Below are 16,291 nucleotides of genomic sequence, written 5' to 3' on the forward strand. Positions count from 1 at the left end.
GCCCCTGATACGGAACGTTTTTTCGAGGTAACAGTCATGAAAGCAATTCATTTTGGCGCAGGGAATATCGGTCGCGGCTTTATTGGTAAACTGCTGGCGGACGCACAGGCGGAGCTGACCTTTGCCGATGTCAACCAGCCGCTGGTCGATCAGCTGGCGCATCAGCAACATTATCAGGTCAACGTGGTGGGAGAAAATGCTCGCGTTGAGCAGGTCAATCGCGTCAGTGCCATCTACAGTAACAGCCCGGATGCTGTCGCGCAGATTGCCCAGGCCGATATCATCACCACCGCCGTTGGCCCGCAGGTGCTCAGCAAAATCGCCAGCACGCTGGCCCAGGGATTAATCGCCCGCTTTGAGCGCGGCAACCACCAGCCGATGAATATCATCGCCTGTGAAAATATGGTGCGTGGCTCCAGCCAGCTTAAGCAGCATGTGCTGCAATCGATGCCCGCCGAGCTGCACGGCTGGGTGGAAGAACACGTCGGTTTTGTCGATTCGGCGGTCGACCGTATCGTGCCGCCGGGGGCCGCGGCGAACGACGATCCGTTGGATGTCACCGTCGAGACCTTTAGCGAGTGGATTGTTGACCGTACCCAGTTTAAAGGTGCGTTACCGGACATCGCCGGGATGGAACCCACCAGCAATCTGATGGCTTATATTGAACGTAAGCTGTTTACCCTCAATACCGGCCATGCGATAACCGCCTATCTTGGCCAATTGGCAGGCTATCGGACCATTCGCGATGCCATTCTCGACCCGGCGATACGTGAAGCAGTAAAAAATGCCATGCGCGAGAGTGGCGAAGTACTGATTCAACGTTACGCCTTCGATCCCCAGCAGCATGCTGCCTATATTGATAAGATTCTGACCCGCTTTGAGAATCCTTATCTGCATGATGAGGTGGAACGCGTAGGCCGCCAGCCGCTGCGTAAATTGAGCGAGAACGATCGCTTAATCAAGCCGCTGCGAGGAACGCTGGAGTACGGGCTCCCCAATCGCCACCTGATTATCGGTATTGCCGCCGCCCTGCATTATCGCAGCGACCAGGACCCGCAGGCGCAAGAAATGGCAAACCTGCTGGCGGAAAATGGCGTAACAAGCACGGTCATTGAGGTTTGTGGCCTGCAGGATCGGCCAGAGCTTGTCGCCCAGATAGTGAATGTGTATAACGCCATGCAACGTAAAGAATGATGTAACACCCATAGCTGGGCGCGGAGGTTAACGGCCGCCGCGCCCGATGAAGAAGGGTAAGATGAAATTGAATCTCCTGCGCAAGAATGCGCAACCAGCAGCAGAAAATGAGCGTCCGAAGGACACGGCACCAGAGAAGCCACGGTTAGCGGAAAGCACAACGAAGATGATGGCCATGATGGACGACGCGCACTTAACCCAAAATCAGGCGGCGGAGAACCGCATCCTGGAGCGGCTTAACGCCCGCCAGACGCTCACCGGTTTCATTCAAACTGCCGTAGGCTTACTGTCTGAAGCGGTCGACCAGCTGATTTTGCAGGCCTTCCGGAAAGACGATTACGCGGTGAAGTACGCGGTGGAACCGCTGCTGGAAGGCAGCGGGCCGCTGGCGAATTTACCGGTGCGGCTGAAGCTGATTTATGCGCTGGGCGTCATCAGCCGCGATGAATATGAAGACGTTGAACTGTTATTGGCGCTGAATAACGAACTGGTGCACGAGAACAAAATCTACAGCTTTACTGATGACGAAATTCTGGGGCCGATCAATATGCTGCACTGCATGACGACGCTGCCGCCACCGCCCACGCTGCACCTGCCGGAAGACGTGGTCGACGACGCGCTGAGAACCATGCAGGAACAGCGCTATCAGCAGATGGTGCGTTCAACGCTGGTACTCAGCATCACCGATTTAGTCACCAGCCTGGCGCACAAAAAAGCGTTCTAGTCGCGAACACTCCAGGGCGGATGGATAAGGCCTTTCAATGGCTCTCTCCCTCCCCTTTCGCCCTCTTTCCTTTTCGCTGACATAAGTTGTCAAAAAAACAGGCGATTTTTTGTCAGCACATCTTCCCGTTTCGCTCAACTTAGTATAAAAAGGCTGCTTTTACAGGATTCCCTTTTACTTAATTAGCCTGGAGCAACATGAACACTTTTTCGGTTTCTCGTCTGGCGCTGGCATTGGCTTTTGGCGTGACACTGACTGCTTGCAGCTCAACCCCAGCGGATCAGCGCCCTTCTGACCAGACCGCACCTGGTACCTCTTCCCGTCCGGTACTGTCGGCGGACGAAGCGCAGAACTTTACCGCTGCACGTTACTTCTCGTCATTAGATCCTAACGCTGCCGCCTGGTCTCCGTCTTCTATCGCCGTTCCGGCGAAAGCAGATTTCGTGGTGGGTCCGGCCGGTACTCAGGGCGTAACGCACACCAGCATTCAGGATGCCGTTGACGCCGCTATTGCGCGTCACAGCAGCTCACGTCTGTACATCGCCGTACTGCCGGGTGAGTACAAGGGCACCGTCTATATCCCGGCGGCTCCGGGCAGCCTGACGCTCTATGGTACCGGCGAGAAAGCGATCGACGTAAAAATTGGCCTGGCCATCGATTCCGAAATCGACCCAACCAGCTGGCGTAAACTGGTGAACCCAGGCGGCAAATATATGCCGGGTAAACCGGCGTGGTACATGTTTGATGGCTGCCAAAGCAAGCGCAGCGCCACCATCGGCGTGATGTGCTCCGCGGTCGTGTGGTCACAAAACAATGGCTTACAGCTGCAAAACCTGACGATTGAAAACAATCTGGGTGACAGCGTGGATGCCGGTACTCACCAGGCGGTCGCCCTGCGCACCGATGGCGATAAAACCCAGTTGAACAACGTCAATATTCTGGGCCGTCAGAACACCTTCTTCGTGACCAATAGCGGCGTTGACAACCGTCTGCAAAATAACCGCCAGACCCGTACGCTGGTCAGCAACAGCTACCTCGAAGGCGATGTCGATATCGTTTCCGGCCGCGGCGCGGTGGTGTTCGACAACACCGACTTCCGCGTGGTGAATTCCCGCACCCAGCAGGAAGGCTACGTCTTCGCCCCGGCGACCCAGGCCAACATCTTCTACGGCTTCCTGGCGACCAACAGCCGCTTCACCGCTGCCGGTGACGGCGTGGCGCAGCTGGGCCGCTCGCTGGACGTTGATGGCAACACTAACGGTCAGGTCGTGATTCGCGATAGCGTGATTAACGAAGGCTTTAACGTCGCGAAACCGTGGGCCGATGCTGCCGTTTCTAAACGTCCGTTCAGCGGCAATACCGGCGCTCAGGACGAGAAAGGTCAGATTAAACGCGATCTTAACGACCGCAACTTCAACCGCATGTGGGAGTACAACAACCGCGGCGTGGGAAGTCATATTGTGGCAGAACCGAAGCAGTAACGGCGAAGCCGATGTGAAAAAGCCCATGATTTCATGGGCTTTTTTCATCGCACAGGACTGATACATTCAGCATCATCAGGCCTAAGCGCGCAGGTTGCCGGATGGCGGCGTAAACGCCTTATCCTGCCTAACATTAATGCGCGTAAACCACCACCCACATTGGGCCCTGGCCCACGGCATAGCGCCCTTTTTCCTGCAGCAGCCCCTGCTCGCCAGCAATTTCATACACCGCGATGTGGTGCGATTTCTGCCCTGCGGCAATCAGATATTTTCCGCTGTGGTCAATGTTGAACCCACGCGGCTGGGTTTCCGTCGGCTGGAAGCCTTCCAGCGACAGCACGCTACCGTCTTCCGATACGCTGAATACGGTGATCAGGCTGGAGGTACGGTCACAGGCATACAGATGACGCCCGTCCGGCGTAATATGGATATCGGCCGCCCAACGCGTGTCGGTGAAATCAGCAGGCATCATATCCAGCGTCTGCACGCATTCAATCTTACCGTGCGGATCCTTCAGCTCCCACACGTCAACGGAGCTGTTCAGTTCGTTCACACAGTAGCCGTACTGTTCGTTCGGGTGGAACACCATATGACGCGGGCCGGCGCCTTCTACAGTGGTCACTTCAGCCGGGCTCTGCGCCGAAAGGAAACCGTCGTCGCTCAGGGTAAACAGGCAGATGCGATCCTGTTTCAGCGCCGGCACCCACAGGGTGCGGTTATCCGGGGAGATATTCGCCGAGTGGCAACCTTCCAGACCATCCACCACCGTCACGGTGTCGCGCGGCAGACCTTCTTCCAGACGAATGACCGCCACGTTGGCCTGATTGTACGAAGCGCTGAAGATAAAGTTGCCTTTACGGTCGGTCGAAATATGGGTCGGGCTGCCCGGCAGCGGCGCTTCGGCTTCATAAGTCAGCGCACCGTCATCCGGCGCAATACGGTAGGCCAGCACGCGAAACTCCGGACGCACGCCAACATACAGATAACGTTTATCAGGGCTGATGACCATGGGCTGCACCTGACCCGGAACATCCACCACCTGAACCAGCTTCAGGCTGCCATCGTGGTTCAGCGTCCAGACGTGGATCTGCTGGCTTTCCGGGCTGGCGGTATAAACGGTCTGTTTCATGAATACTCCTTTCTGAAAACACATAATTTGCGGCTATTTATCACACCATTTTGCCGTACAGGTATCTCGGTGTACCATCCTGCACAGCGAATTTTCTCTTAAACTCGAGACAACACTATGACTGCACGTGTGATTGCCCTGGATCTGGACGGAACGCTCCTGACGCCAAAGAAAACCCTCCTGCCCGCTTCCCTGGAAGCGCTGAATCGCGCCAGAGCGGCAGGTTACCAATTAATGATCGTCACCGGTCGTCATCACGTTGCCATCCATCCTTTTTATCAGGCACTGGCGCTGGATACACCTGCAATTTGTTGTAATGGCACCTACTTGTATGATTATCAAGCGAAAAAAGTACTGGATGCCGATCCGATGCCGGTCGAAAAAGCCCAACAGCTGATTTCCCTGCTGGATGAGCATCGGATTCACGGCCTGATGTACGTCGACGATACCATGATGTACCAGTACCCAACCGGCCACGTGATTCGCACCGCCAACTGGGCGCAGAGCCTGCCGGAAGCACAGCGCCCGTCCTTTACTCAGGTCGACTCGCTGGCGCAGGCCGCACGTGAGGTGAATAACGTCTGGAAATTTGCCCTCACCGATGAAGACGGCGAAAAGCTGCAAAACTTCGCGAAACACGTCGAGCAGACGCTGCAGCTGGAGTGCGAATGGTCGTGGCACGATCAGGTCGATATCGCGCGTCAGGGCAACAGCAAAGGCAAACGTCTGACGCAGTTCATCACCGCACAGGGCTGGTCGATGCAGGACGTGGTGGCGTTTGGCGACAACTTTAACGATATCAGCATGCTGGAAGCCGCCGGTACCGGCGTGGCGATGGGCAATGCGGTTGATGCGGTGAAAGCGCGCGCCAACGTGGTCATCGGCGATAACACCACCGATGCCATCGCCGACTACATCAACCGTCACCTGCTGTAATCAAGCGGTAATTGAAACGCTCTTTATCTGGGCGTACAGCCACTGGCCTGGCTTCACCGCCAGGTCATCCCGCGCCCAAGGGCTAATACGCGCCCACAGCGTACGACCGCTGACGTCCAGCTGTACTTCGACCTGGCCATTATCGTCGTAGCACTGCAGGACTTTGGCGTGCAGCACGTTGCGGATGCTGGTGTGGGGCGACGGCTGTAGCACCAGCGACACGTCGGTAGCCTGAATGCGCACGCGCACCACACTCTGTAGCGGCCTGTCGAGCTTGTTCACCCAGATATGCTGGTCGCCCAGGGCCAGCGCGGTCATCGCATAGTGCGGATGGTGTTCCAGCACCGTCACGCGCAGAATGCTGCTCTGCTGATCCTGCGGCAACCACGGGTGCATCACGCTGCTGCCCCATACGTCTTCCAGATTACCGAATGCCTTGACCTGCCCACCTTCCAGCACCAGCACTTTATCGGCCAGATGCAGAATCTCATCCAGCGAGTGGCTAACGTAGAGCATCGGTATATTGATCTCCCGCGCCAGACGCTGCAGATACGGCAGCAGTTCACGCTTGCGCGGGATATCGAGCGAAGCCAGCGGCTCATCGAGTAACAGCAGTTCAGGGGCGGTCAGTAATGCGCGGCCGATCGCCACACGCTGTTTTTCACCGCCGGAAAGGCTGCCCGGCAGGCGATCGAGCAACGGCTCAATGCCCAGCAGGGCAACCAGTTTATCAAACTGCTCCGCCATGCTTTTCGCCATACCGTAACGCAAATTACCGCGCACTTTGTAGTGCGGGAACAGGCGTGCATCCTGAAACACATAGCCAATACGACGCTTTTCCGGCGCCAGGCAGATCCCCTGCTCAACATCGTTCAACACGCGTCCGTTAAGCACAATCCGCCCCTGCTGCGGCGTAGTCAGGCCGCTGATGGCATTGATTAGCGAGGTTTTACCCGCGCCAGATACGCCAAAAACAGCGGTAATCCCTGAGGCGGGCAGTGATTCATTTATCGCCAGGCAGTGCGTACCCAACGTCTGGCTAAAATTCAGCTCAAGCATGGATTACCCTCCTATCCGCCGACGGCTGAGACGAGCCAGCCATTCAGAAATCATCAGGGAAATCAGCGCCAGAACGATAGAAATCAGGCACAGACGTGCCGCCGCGCTTTCGCCGCCGGGGGTCTGAATCAGGGTATACATGGCAGAAGGAATGGTGCGCGTTTCGCCAGGAATGTTAGAGACAAAGGTAATGGTCGCGCCAAACTCGCCGAGCGAGCGGGCAAACGCCAGCACGGTGCCGACGATAATGCCCGGCAGCATCAGCGGCAGCGTAATGGTGCAAAACACCCGCCAGCGCCCGGCGCCCAGGGTACGCGCCGCCTGTTCGAGCTTGACGTCGACGCCTTCCAGCGCCAGGCGAATCGCCCGGACCATCAGCGGAAACGACATCACCGCCGCGGCGATCACCGCGCCGCGCCAGCTAAAAGCGAAAGTCAGGCCGAACCAGTCGTATAGCCAACTGCCAATAAAACCACGGCGCCCCATCGCCACCAGCAATAAATAGCCCACCACCACCGGCGGCAGTACCAGCGGCAGGTGGATAAGGCCGTCCAGCAGTGCCTTGCCGGGAAAATGACGGCGCACCAGCAGCCAGGCAAAGAGGATCCCAAACGGCAAACTGAACAGGACGGCCAGGGAGGATACTTTCAGGCTCAGCACTACCGCCTGCCATTCGGGATCGGTCAATATCATTAGCGAGTCGTAAATCCGTAACGTTTAAAGATTTCAGACGCCTGCGGCCCTTTCAGGTAGTCATAGAACGCCGAGACGGTTGCGTTTTTATGGCCATCGATAATGGCAATCGGATATTCCACTTTCTGATGGGAATCTTCCGGGAACGTACCAACTACTTTAACACCTTTGCTGGCCACTGCGTCAGAACCGTAGACGATTCCCAGCGGCGCTTCGCTACGTTCAACCAGCGCCAGCGCACCGCGTACATCTTCAGCCGGTGCCAGTTTTGGCGACAGCGTTTCCCACGCGCCGAGCTTTTGCAGCGCTTCTTTCGCATAGATACCCGCCGGGACGTGATCCGGGTCGCCAACCGCCAGGCGACCGCCTTTCAGCAGGCTGGTCCACGGGGTGTTAGCATCCACAGCGATGTTGGCCTGTTCGCTGGCTTTCGGCGCAACGACCACCAGGCTGTTGCCCAGCAGGGTTTCACGCGTGGCGGCGTCGATCGCTTTTTTATCTACCGCGTAGTCCATCCATTTCTGGTCGGCGGAAATAAACAGGTCGGCCGGCGCACCGGCTTCAATCTGGCGAGCCAGCGTAGAGGAAGAAGCAAAAGAGGAGACCACGTCAACGTTCTTCTCTTTTTTATACTCTTTGGCAATATCCTGCATCGCGTTAGTCAGCGAAGCGGCGGCGAAAACGGTGATTTTCGCATCCTGGGCCAACGCGTGACCCGTAACCGACAGCGTTAACGCTGCCCCGGCAAAAAGACGTACCCATGAACCTGTCATTTCATACTCCTGAACTCAACGTTATATAAATAAAAACATAACGAGGAGTATAAGGATTTTCCGCGATGAATGCATTACAGATGCGCGAATTATTGCTGTATTTACGGGATGTTATCGGCAGGGTTTTCGGGAACTTCATAGCAAAACGCCCGGGGGGACCGGGCGTTTTTGAGGAAATCAGTGGTTTTGCTGGCTGCTGTCTTTATGACCAACGCCGGAGAAGATGTTGAACACTTCACCCAGACCGTAAATCAACCCCAGGATGATAGCCATCACTACGGGTACCATGATTACGGCAAATACCAGACTTTTCAACAACTCTAACATGGTTTACTCCATACAATGTGATGTTGCTATTGTAACCGGATATCGCAGAAATACACTCCCTTTTGTGCGGTGTGCTTTGCGCTTGCAGACATTTGGGTCAAAATGCCCTTTTACTTGCCAGGATACTCTTATGCAGGCTGAAATCCTTCTTACCCTCAAGCTCCAGCAGCGACTGTTCGCCGATCCGCGCCGCATCTCGCTCCTCAAACAAATAGCACAGACTGGCTCCATCAGCCAGGGAGCCAAAAATGCGGGCATCAGCTATAAGAGCGCCTGGGATGCGATTAATGAAATGAACCAGCTTAGCGAGCAGTCATTAGTTGACCGTGCAACGGGCGGCAAGGGCGGCGGCGGTGCGGTACTCACCCGCTACGGCCAGCGCCTGATTCAGCTTTACGATCTGCTGGCGCAGATTCAGCAGAAAGCCTTCGACGTACTGAGTGATGACGATGCGCTCCCCCTGGATAGCCTGCTGGCCGCGATCTCCCGCTTCTCACTGCAAACCAGCGCCCGTAACCAGTGGTTCGGCACGGTCACTGGCCGCGACCACCAGCAGGTCCAGCAGCACGTTGATATTCTGCTCGCCGACGGCACCACCCGTCTGAAAGTCGCGATTACCGCACAAAGCGGCGAGCGCCTGGGGCTGGATGAAGGTAAAGAGGTGCTGGTGCTGCTGAAAGCGCCGTGGGTCAACGTCACTCGCGACCCGGCGGTGGCCGCCGCAGCCGATAACCAGCTGGCTTGTCGCATCAGCCATATCGAGCGCGGTACGGAGCAGTGCGAAGTGCTGATGACGCTGCCGGACGGGCAAAGCCTGTGCGCCACCTTGCCTCTGAATGAGGCGCAAACGCTGGAGGAAGGCGCTGACGTCACAGCATTCTTTAACGCCGATCGCATCATTATTGCCACGTTATGCTGATAGCATTGACATTGCGCTGAGGAAGACGTATCCCTGATGCATATTGCTGCAAAAAACGGGATACATCATGTCATCATTGCAAATTTCGCAAGGCACGTTTCGTCTTAGCGATACAAAAACGTTAAAAATTGAGCAACTAACGCTGCGCGCCGGAGAAAGCTGGGCCTTTGTCGGCAGTAACGGCAGCGGCAAATCGGCGCTGGCACGCGCGTTGGCGGGTGAACTGCCGCTGCTTTCCGGCAGCCGCGAAAGCCAGTTTACCCGCATCACTCGTCTCTCCTTTGAGCAGTTACAAAAGCTGGTGAGCGATGAATGGCAGCGCAACAATACCGACATGCTCAGCCCGGATGAAGACGATACCGGGCGTACCGCCGCGCAGATTATTCAGGATGAAATCAAAAACCCCGCGCTGTGCGCACAGCTGGCCGCGCAGTTTGGCATCAGCCACCTGCTTGAGCGCCGTTTCAAATATCTGTCGACCGGCGAAACCCGCAAAACCCTGCTCTGCCAGGCGCTGATGGCGCAGCCTGACCTGTTGATTCTCGATGAACCGTTCGATGGTCTTGACGTTAACTCCCGCCGCCAGCTGGCAGATCATCTGGCCACGCTGCACGACGCAGGTTATACGCTGGTGCTGGTCCTCAACCGCTTCGACGATATCCCGGATTTTGTGCCGTTTGCCGGCGTGCTGGCCGACTGTACGCTGACGGAAATCGGCGAGAAAAAAGCGCTGCTCGAACAAACGTTGATCGCCCAACTGGCGCACAGCGAGAAGCTTTCAGGTATGACGCTCCCGGAGCCCGACGCCCCTTCCGCCCGCCTCGCATTACCCGACGACCAGCCGCGTATCGTGCTGCGCGACGGCGTCGTGTCCTATAACGATCGTCCCATCATCAATCACCTGAGCTGGACGGTCGCCCCCGGCGAGCACTGGCAGGTCGTCGGCCCTAACGGGGCTGGAAAATCGACGCTGCTGAGTCTGGTCACTGGCGATCATCCGCAGGGTTACAGCAACGATCTCACGCTCTTTGGCCGCCGCCGCGGCAGCGGTGAAACCATCTGGGATATCAAAAAGCATATCGGCTACGTCAGCAGCAGCCTGCATCTGGACTACCGCGTCAGCACCACGGTGCGCAACGTGATTCTCTCCGGTTACTTTGACTCAATCGGTATCTATCAGGCGGTTTCCGATAAACAGCGCAAGCTGGTTGATGAATGGCTGGCGATTCTCGGGATGGATGCCCGTACCGCCGACGCGCCGTTCCATAGCCTCTCCTGGGGACAACAGCGGCTGGCGCTGATCGTTCGCGCGCTGGTGAAACACCCTACGCTGCTGATCCTCGACGAACCGCTACAAGGGCTGGATCCGCTCAACCGTCTGGTGGTGCGTCGGTTTATCGACGTGCTGATTAGCGAGGGCAAAACGCAGCTGCTGTTTGTATCACACCACGCGGAAGATGCGCCGGAGTGTATTACGCATCGTCTGGAATTCGTCGCCGACGGTGACGGCTATCGTTATGAGGTTGGCCCACTGTTGTAATACTTCTTCCCGGGCGATGATGTCGCCCGAAAAACGTCACCGAATTTTCAGGTCTTTTTTCAGAATTGTTTCACATTCACTGCCCAGCTATTTGATTTAAAATCATTTTTACTGATTTTTTTGCTTCATGCGCTTTAGTGTAAACGATTCCACTAATTTAGCCCATGTCACACTTTTGGCCATTCTGTTATGCTAAGGTTATTCCATACCATAAGCTTAATGGAGCTAAAAATGAAAGTATTGGTTACAGGTGGTAGCGGTTACATAGGAAGCCACACATGCGTACAGCTACTGCAACAGGGCCACGACGTCGTCATCCTCGACAATCTGTGCAACAGCAAGCGTAGTGTCCTACCGGTTATCGCTCGCCTGGGCGGTAAACAAGCAGAGTTCGTCGAAGGTGATATTCGTAACGAAGCGCTGATGACCGAGATCCTGCACGATCACGCCATTGAAGCGGTGATCCACTTTGCCGGGCTGAAAGCCGTGGGCGAGTCGGTGCAGAAACCGCTGGAGTATTACGACAACAACGTCAACGGTACTCTGCGTCTGATTGCCGCCATGCGCGCGGCGGACGTCAAGAACTTCATCTTCAGCTCCTCGGCCACCGTCTACGGCGATCAGCCGAAAATCCCTTACGTTGAAAGTTTCCCGACCGGTACGCCACAAAGCCCGTATGGCAAAAGCAAACTGATGGTTGAACAGATCCTCACCGACCTGCAAAAAGCGCAGCCGGACTGGAGCATTGCGCTGCTGCGCTACTTCAACCCGGTTGGCGCACATCAGTCTGGCGATATGGGTGAAGACCCACAGGGTATTCCGAACAACCTGATGCCGTATATCGCACAGGTGGCTGTAGGCCGTCGCGAATCGCTGGCCATTTTCGGTAACGACTACCCCACCCCAGACGGCACCGGCGTGCGCGACTATATCCACGTGATGGACCTCGCCGACGGCCACGTTGCCGCCATGGAAAAACTGGCCAACAAAGCCGGCGTGCATATTTATAACCTCGGCGCTGGCGTAGGCAGCAGCGTGCTTGACGTGGTTAACGCGTTCAGCAAAGCCTGCGGTAAACCGATTAACTACCACTTTGCTCCGCGTCGTGATGGCGATCTCCCGGCTTACTGGGCTGACGCAAGTAAAGCCGATAAAGAGTTGAACTGGCACGTAACCCGTAACCTTGATGAAATGGCGCAGGACACCTGGAACTGGCAGTCCCGTCATCCTCAGGGCTATCCCGATTAAGGATTTTGCAATGACGCAATTTAACCCCGTCGACCATCCGCACCGCCGCTTTAATCCGTTAACCGGTCAGTGGATCCTTGTTTCACCGCATCGTGCAAAGCGCCCGTGGCAAGGGGCGCAAGAGACACCGTCAAAACAGACGCTGCCCGCACACGATCCGGACTGCTTTTTATGCCCGGGTAATACCCGGGTGACGGGCGATAAAAACCCCGATTACACCAGCACCTATGTATTTACCAACGATTTCGCGGCGCTGATGACCGACACGCCGGACGCGCCGGAAAGCGACGATCCGCTGATGCGCTGCCAGAGCGCGCGCGGCACCAGCCGCGTTATCTGCTTCTCGCCGGACCACAGCAAAACGCTGCCGGAGCTGAGCCTCGACGCGCTGCAATCGGTAGTGAAAACCTGGCAGGAACAGACCGCAGAACTGGGCCAACAGTATCCGTGGGTCCAGGTGTTTGAGAACAAAGGTGCGGCGATGGGGTGCTCCAACCCGCATCCGCACGGCCAGGTCTGGGCGAACAGCTTCCTGCCGAACGAAATTGAACGTGAAGACCGCCTGATGCGCGAGTACTACGCCGAACAGAAATCGCCGATGTTGGTTGACTATGTTAACCGCGAGCTGGCCGATGGCAGCCGTACGGTCGTCGAAACAGAACACTGGCTTGCGGTAGTCCCGTACTGGGCCGCCTGGCCGTTTGAAACGCTGCTGCTACCAAAGGCACACGTGCTGCGCATCACCGACTTAACCGACGCGCAGAGTGAAGATCTGGCGCTAGCGCTGAAAAAGCTGACCAGCCGCTACGACAACCTGTTCCAGTGCTCCTTCCCCTACTCAATGGGCTGGCACGGCGCGCCGTTCAACGGGGAAGATAACGCCCACTGGCAGCTGCACGCGCACTTCTATCCGCCGCTGCTGCGCTCGGCCACGGTGCGTAAATTTATGGTCGGTTATGAAATGCTGGCGGAGACCCAGCGTGACCTGACGGCAGAACAAGCGGCTGAGCGCCTGCGCGCGGTCAGCGACATCCACTTTCGCGAGTCCGGAGAATAATAATGAGTCTGAAAGAGAACACCCAAACCCTATTTGCTGAAAAATTCGGCTACCCTGCCAGCCACGTGATCCAGGCACCGGGCCGCGTTAACCTGATTGGTGAGCATACCGACTATAACGACGGCTTCGTACTGCCGTGCGCCATCGACTATCAAACCGTCATCAGTTGCTCACCGCGCAACGATCGTCTGGTGCGCGTGATCGCCGCCGACTACGACAACCAGAGCGATGAGTTTTCCCTCGATGCGCCCATCGTCAGCCACGATACCCAACAGTGGTCGAACTACGTTCGCGGCGTAGTGAAGCACCTGCAGAAGCGGAACAACGCCTTTGGCGGTGCGGATCTGGTGATCAGCGGCAACGTGCCGCAGGGCGCGGGTTTAAGCTCATCCGCTTCGCTGGAAGTGGCGGTCGGCACCGTGTTCCAGCAGCTCTATCATCTGCCGCTCGACGGCGCGCAGATTGCGCTGAACGGCCAGGAAGCGGAAAACCAGTTTGTGGGCTGCAACTGCGGCATTATGGACCAGCTGATCTCCGCGCTCGGTAAGAAAGACCACGCGCTGTTGATCGACTGCCGCACGCTGGGCACCAAAGCGGTCTCCATGCCGGAAGGCGTGGCGGTGGTGATTATCAACAGTAACTTCAAACGTACTCTGGTCGGCAGCGAGTACAACACCCGTCGCGAGCAGTGCGAAACCGGCGCGCGCTTCTTCCAGCGCCCGGCGCTGCGTGACGTTACCGTTGACGAGTTCAACGCCGTCGCCCACGAACTGGACCCTATCGTTGCCAAACGTGTCCGTCACGTGCTGACCGAAAACGCGCGTACCGTAGAAGCCGCTAGCGCGCTGGAAAAAGGCGATCTGCTGCGCATGGGTCAACTGATGGCAGAATCTCACGCGTCAATGCGCGACGACTTCGAAATCACCGTTCCGCAGATTGATACGCTGGTCGAGATCGTTAAAGCGACCATCGGTGACCAGGGCGGCGTACGCATGACCGGCGGCGGTTTTGGCGGCTGCATCGTGGCGCTGATTCCTGAAGCACTGGTCCCGGCGGTGAAACAGGCGGTTGCCGAGCAGTATGAAGCGAAAACCGGCATCAAAGAGACCTTCTACGTGTGCAAACCGTCACAAGGAGCTGGCCAGTGTTAAGAGAAACTCCCGCGCTGGCGGCAGATGGCCAGCCATATCGTCTGGTGACGCTACGTAACGCAAATGGTGTTGTCGTGAGCTTAATGGACTGGGGCGCCACGTTACTGTCGGCGCGGATTCCGCTGAAAGATGGCAGCGTACGTGAAGCCCTACTGGGCTGCGCCTCGCCGGAACAGTATACCGAGCAGGCGGCTTTCCTCGGCGCTTCTATCGGTCGCTATGCCAACCGTATCGCCAACAGCCGCTTTACGCTTGACGGCAAAACGGTTGAGGTCGCGCCAAGCCAGGGCGAACATCAGCTGCACGGCGGCCCGGAAGGTTTCGACAAGCGCCGCTGGTCTATCGCGTCACAGAACGAGAGCGAAGCGGTATTTACGCTGACCTCACCCGACGGCGACCAGGGCTATCCGGGCGAGCTACAGGCCCAGGCTATCTATCGCCTGACCGATGATAACCGGATTTCCATCGAGTATCGCGCCACCGTCGATAAAGCCTGTCCGGTGAATCTCACTAACCATGTCTACTTTAACCTCGATGGTGAGCAGACCGACGTACGCAACCACACGCTACAGCTACTGGCTGATGACTATCTGCCGGTCGATGAGAACGGGATCCCTCATGATGGGCTGAAAGCGGTAGCCAATACCAGCTTCGATTTCCGTCAGCCGAAAGCCGTGGCCCAGGATTTCCTCAGTGACGACGATCAGCGGAAGGTTAACGGCTACGACCACGCCTTCCTGCTGCAAGCCAAAGGAGACGCCACTCAGGTGGTCGCTAACGTCTGGTCGCAGGATAAAAAGCTACAGATGGCTGTTTATACCTCGGCGCCAGCGATTCAGTTCTACTCGGGCAACTTCCTGAAAGGCACGCTTTCCCGTACCTCACAGCCGTACGATACGTGGCAGGGTCTGGCGCTGGAGAGCGAATTCCTACCCGATACGCCTAACCATCCAGAGTGGCCGCAGCCGGACTGCGTGCTGCAGCCGGGTGAAGAGTACGTCAGCCTGACGGAATATCAGTTTATCGCATTGTCATGACCTGCTAGCCCGGGCGACAAACCTATGTAGCCCGGGCGCATCGCGTGATGCCAGACATCCCCCGCCCCTTCACCGCGCCGATCTTTTAGGCACATCGCTGAAAATAGCATCACACCAAGACAAAATAATAACGCTGAGTTCACATGCACCTTACACTGGAGCACCATTTTCGCTATGGTTATGCATAAGCGTTGCCGCTGAGGCTATCACGGCAATATAATGAGAATTGTTATCATTCAATAAAGCTTGAGGAGTGAGAGTATGGCTGTAACTAAGCTGGTACTGGTTCGTCACGGTGAAAGTCAGTGGAACAACGAAAACCGTTTTACCGGTTGGTACGATGTTGATCTGTCCGAGAAAGGCGTCAGCGAAGCAAAAGCAGCGGGCAAGCTGCTAAAAGAAGAAGGCTTCAGCTTTGACTTTGCTTATACCTCTGTGCTGAAACGTGCCATCCACACGCTGTGGAACGTACTGGATGAACTGGATCAGGCCTGGCTGCCGGTTGAAAAGTCCTGGAAACTGAACGAGCGCCACTACGGTGCGCTGCAGGGTCTGAACAAAGCCGAAACCGCTGAGAAATACGGTGACGAGCAGGTTAAACAGTGGCGTCGCGGCTTCGCGGTGACCCCGCCGGAGCTGACCAAAGACGATGAGCGCTACCCGGGCCATGACCCGCGCTACGCGAAACTGACCGATAAAGAGCTGCCGACCACCGAGAGTCTGGCGCTGACCATCGAACGCGTAGTCCCTTACTGGAATGAAACCATTCTGCCGCGCCTGAAAAGCGGTGAGCGCGTGATCATCGCCGCTCACGGTAACTCCCTGCGCGCGCTGGTGAAATACCTGGACAACATGGGCGAAGATGAAATCCTCGAGCTGAACATCCCTACCGGCGTGCCGCTGGTATATGAGTTCGACGAGAACTTCAAGCCGATTAAACACTACTATCTGGGCAACGCGGACGAAATCGCCGCGAAAGCCGCAGCGGTAGCGAACCAGGGTAAAGCGAAGTAATTTTCGTCC

General features: G+C 56.7%; 16 protein-coding genes. 11 read left to right on the forward strand and 5 right to left on the reverse strand.

Translation table 11 applies throughout. The features are described 5' to 3' along the window. Nucleotides 1–36 precede the first annotated feature (36 nt). From ABTW00_RS16340 to ABTW00_RS16350, 3 genes are all read left to right on the forward strand, one after another. Complete coding sequence (locus ABTW00_RS16340; RefSeq protein ID WP_065355555.1) at nt 37–1,194, forward strand: mannitol-1-phosphate 5-dehydrogenase; 1,158 nt, start codon at nt 37–39, stop codon at nt 1,192–1,194. 166 nt (nt 1,195–1,360) lie between these two features. Next, nucleotides 1,361–1,918: an MltR family transcriptional regulator gene (locus tag ABTW00_RS16345; RefSeq protein WP_433641060.1), complete on the forward strand. Its 558-nt coding sequence runs from the start codon at nt 1,361–1,363 to the stop codon at nt 1,916–1,918. Between the two features lie 197 nt (nt 1,919–2,115). Continuing rightward, nucleotides 2,116–3,399, forward strand: coding sequence for a putative acyl-CoA thioester hydrolase (locus ABTW00_RS16350; protein WP_433636361.1), 1,284 nt, complete (start codon nt 2,116–2,118; stop codon nt 3,397–3,399). Nucleotides 3,400–3,532: 133 nt separating this feature from the next. Here the strand turns inward: ABTW00_RS16350 and pgl are convergent, their stop codons facing one another. Further along, nucleotides 3,533–4,528: a 6-phosphogluconolactonase gene (gene pgl / locus ABTW00_RS16355; RefSeq protein ID WP_433636362.1), complete on the reverse strand. Its 996-nt coding sequence runs from the start codon at nt 4,526–4,528 to the stop codon at nt 3,533–3,535. A 117-nt stretch (nt 4,529–4,645) separates the two neighbouring features. Here pgl and ABTW00_RS16360 point away from each other — a divergent pair, with 117 nt between their 5' ends. Further along, on the forward strand, nt 4,646–5,464 hold the full coding sequence (locus ABTW00_RS16360; RefSeq protein ID WP_064548387.1) for a pyridoxal phosphatase: 819 nt from the start codon (nt 4,646–4,648) through the stop codon (nt 5,462–5,464). Here the strand turns inward: ABTW00_RS16360 and modC are convergent, their stop codons facing one another. From modC to ABTW00_RS16380, 4 genes are all read right to left on the reverse strand, one after another. Further along, nucleotides 5,465–6,523: a molybdenum ABC transporter ATP-binding protein ModC gene (gene modC / locus ABTW00_RS16365; protein ID WP_065355552.1), complete on the reverse strand. Its 1,059-nt coding sequence runs from the start codon at nt 6,521–6,523 to the stop codon at nt 5,465–5,467. Nucleotides 6,524–6,526: 3 nt separating this feature from the next. Then, entirely contained in the window at nt 6,527–7,216 is a 690-nt protein-coding gene (modB, locus tag ABTW00_RS16370; protein ID WP_064548384.1) for a molybdate ABC transporter permease subunit, read from the reverse strand. Continuing rightward, the gene (gene modA / locus ABTW00_RS16375; protein ID WP_064548381.1) at nt 7,216–7,989 is read right to left on the reverse strand and encodes a molybdate ABC transporter substrate-binding protein; all 774 of its coding nucleotides are present in this window, start codon (nt 7,987–7,989) and stop codon (nt 7,216–7,218) included. The genes modB and modA overlap by 1 nt, the downstream gene beginning before the upstream one ends. Before the next feature lie 177 nt (nt 7,990–8,166). Continuing rightward, entirely contained in the window at nt 8,167–8,316 is a 150-nt protein-coding gene (locus tag ABTW00_RS16380) for an AcrZ family multidrug efflux pump-associated protein (RefSeq protein ID WP_064548379.1), read from the reverse strand. A gap of 130 nt (nt 8,317–8,446) precedes the next feature. On the opposite strand from ABTW00_RS16380, the gene modE reads away from it, so the two are divergent. From modE to gpmA, 7 genes are all read left to right on the forward strand, one after another. Then, entirely contained in the window at nt 8,447–9,235 is a 789-nt protein-coding gene (gene modE, locus ABTW00_RS16385) for a molybdenum-dependent transcriptional regulator (protein ID WP_064548377.1), read from the forward strand. A 67-nt stretch (nt 9,236–9,302) separates the two neighbouring features. Beyond that, the gene (gene modF / locus ABTW00_RS16390) at nt 9,303–10,775 is read left to right on the forward strand and encodes a molybdate ABC transporter ATP-binding protein ModF (protein ID WP_433636364.1); all 1,473 of its coding nucleotides are present in this window, start codon (nt 9,303–9,305) and stop codon (nt 10,773–10,775) included. A 231-nt stretch (nt 10,776–11,006) separates the two neighbouring features. Continuing rightward, entirely contained in the window at nt 11,007–12,023 is a 1,017-nt protein-coding gene (gene galE, locus ABTW00_RS16395; RefSeq protein WP_064548374.1) for a UDP-glucose 4-epimerase GalE, read from the forward strand. Nucleotides 12,024–12,033: 10 nt separating this feature from the next. Next, on the forward strand, nt 12,034–13,080 hold the full coding sequence (galT, locus tag ABTW00_RS16400) for a galactose-1-phosphate uridylyltransferase (protein WP_271447084.1): 1,047 nt from the start codon (nt 12,034–12,036) through the stop codon (nt 13,078–13,080). Between the two features lie 2 nt (nt 13,081–13,082). After that, nucleotides 13,083–14,231 carry a galactokinase gene (gene galK, locus ABTW00_RS16405; RefSeq protein WP_064548370.1) on the forward strand — a complete coding sequence of 383 codons (1,149 nt, stop codon included), beginning with the start codon at nt 13,083–13,085 and terminating at the stop codon, nt 14,229–14,231. After that, nucleotides 14,225–15,268, forward strand: coding sequence for a galactose-1-epimerase (gene galM / locus ABTW00_RS16410; RefSeq protein ID WP_433636366.1), 1,044 nt, complete (start codon nt 14,225–14,227; stop codon nt 15,266–15,268). The genes galK and galM overlap by 7 nt, the downstream gene beginning before the upstream one ends. Before the next feature lie 261 nt (nt 15,269–15,529). Next, a complete protein-coding gene (gpmA, locus tag ABTW00_RS16415) occupies nt 15,530–16,282 on the forward strand; it encodes a 2,3-diphosphoglycerate-dependent phosphoglycerate mutase (protein WP_065355548.1) in 753 nt (250 codons plus the stop codon). The last annotated feature ends 9 nt before the right edge of the window (nt 16,283–16,291 follow it).

The sequence above is a fragment of the Kluyvera georgiana genome (genome assembly GCF_050990895.1).
In the GTDB taxonomy this organism is placed as follows: domain Bacteria; phylum Pseudomonadota; class Gammaproteobacteria; order Enterobacterales; family Enterobacteriaceae; genus Kluyvera; species Kluyvera georgiana.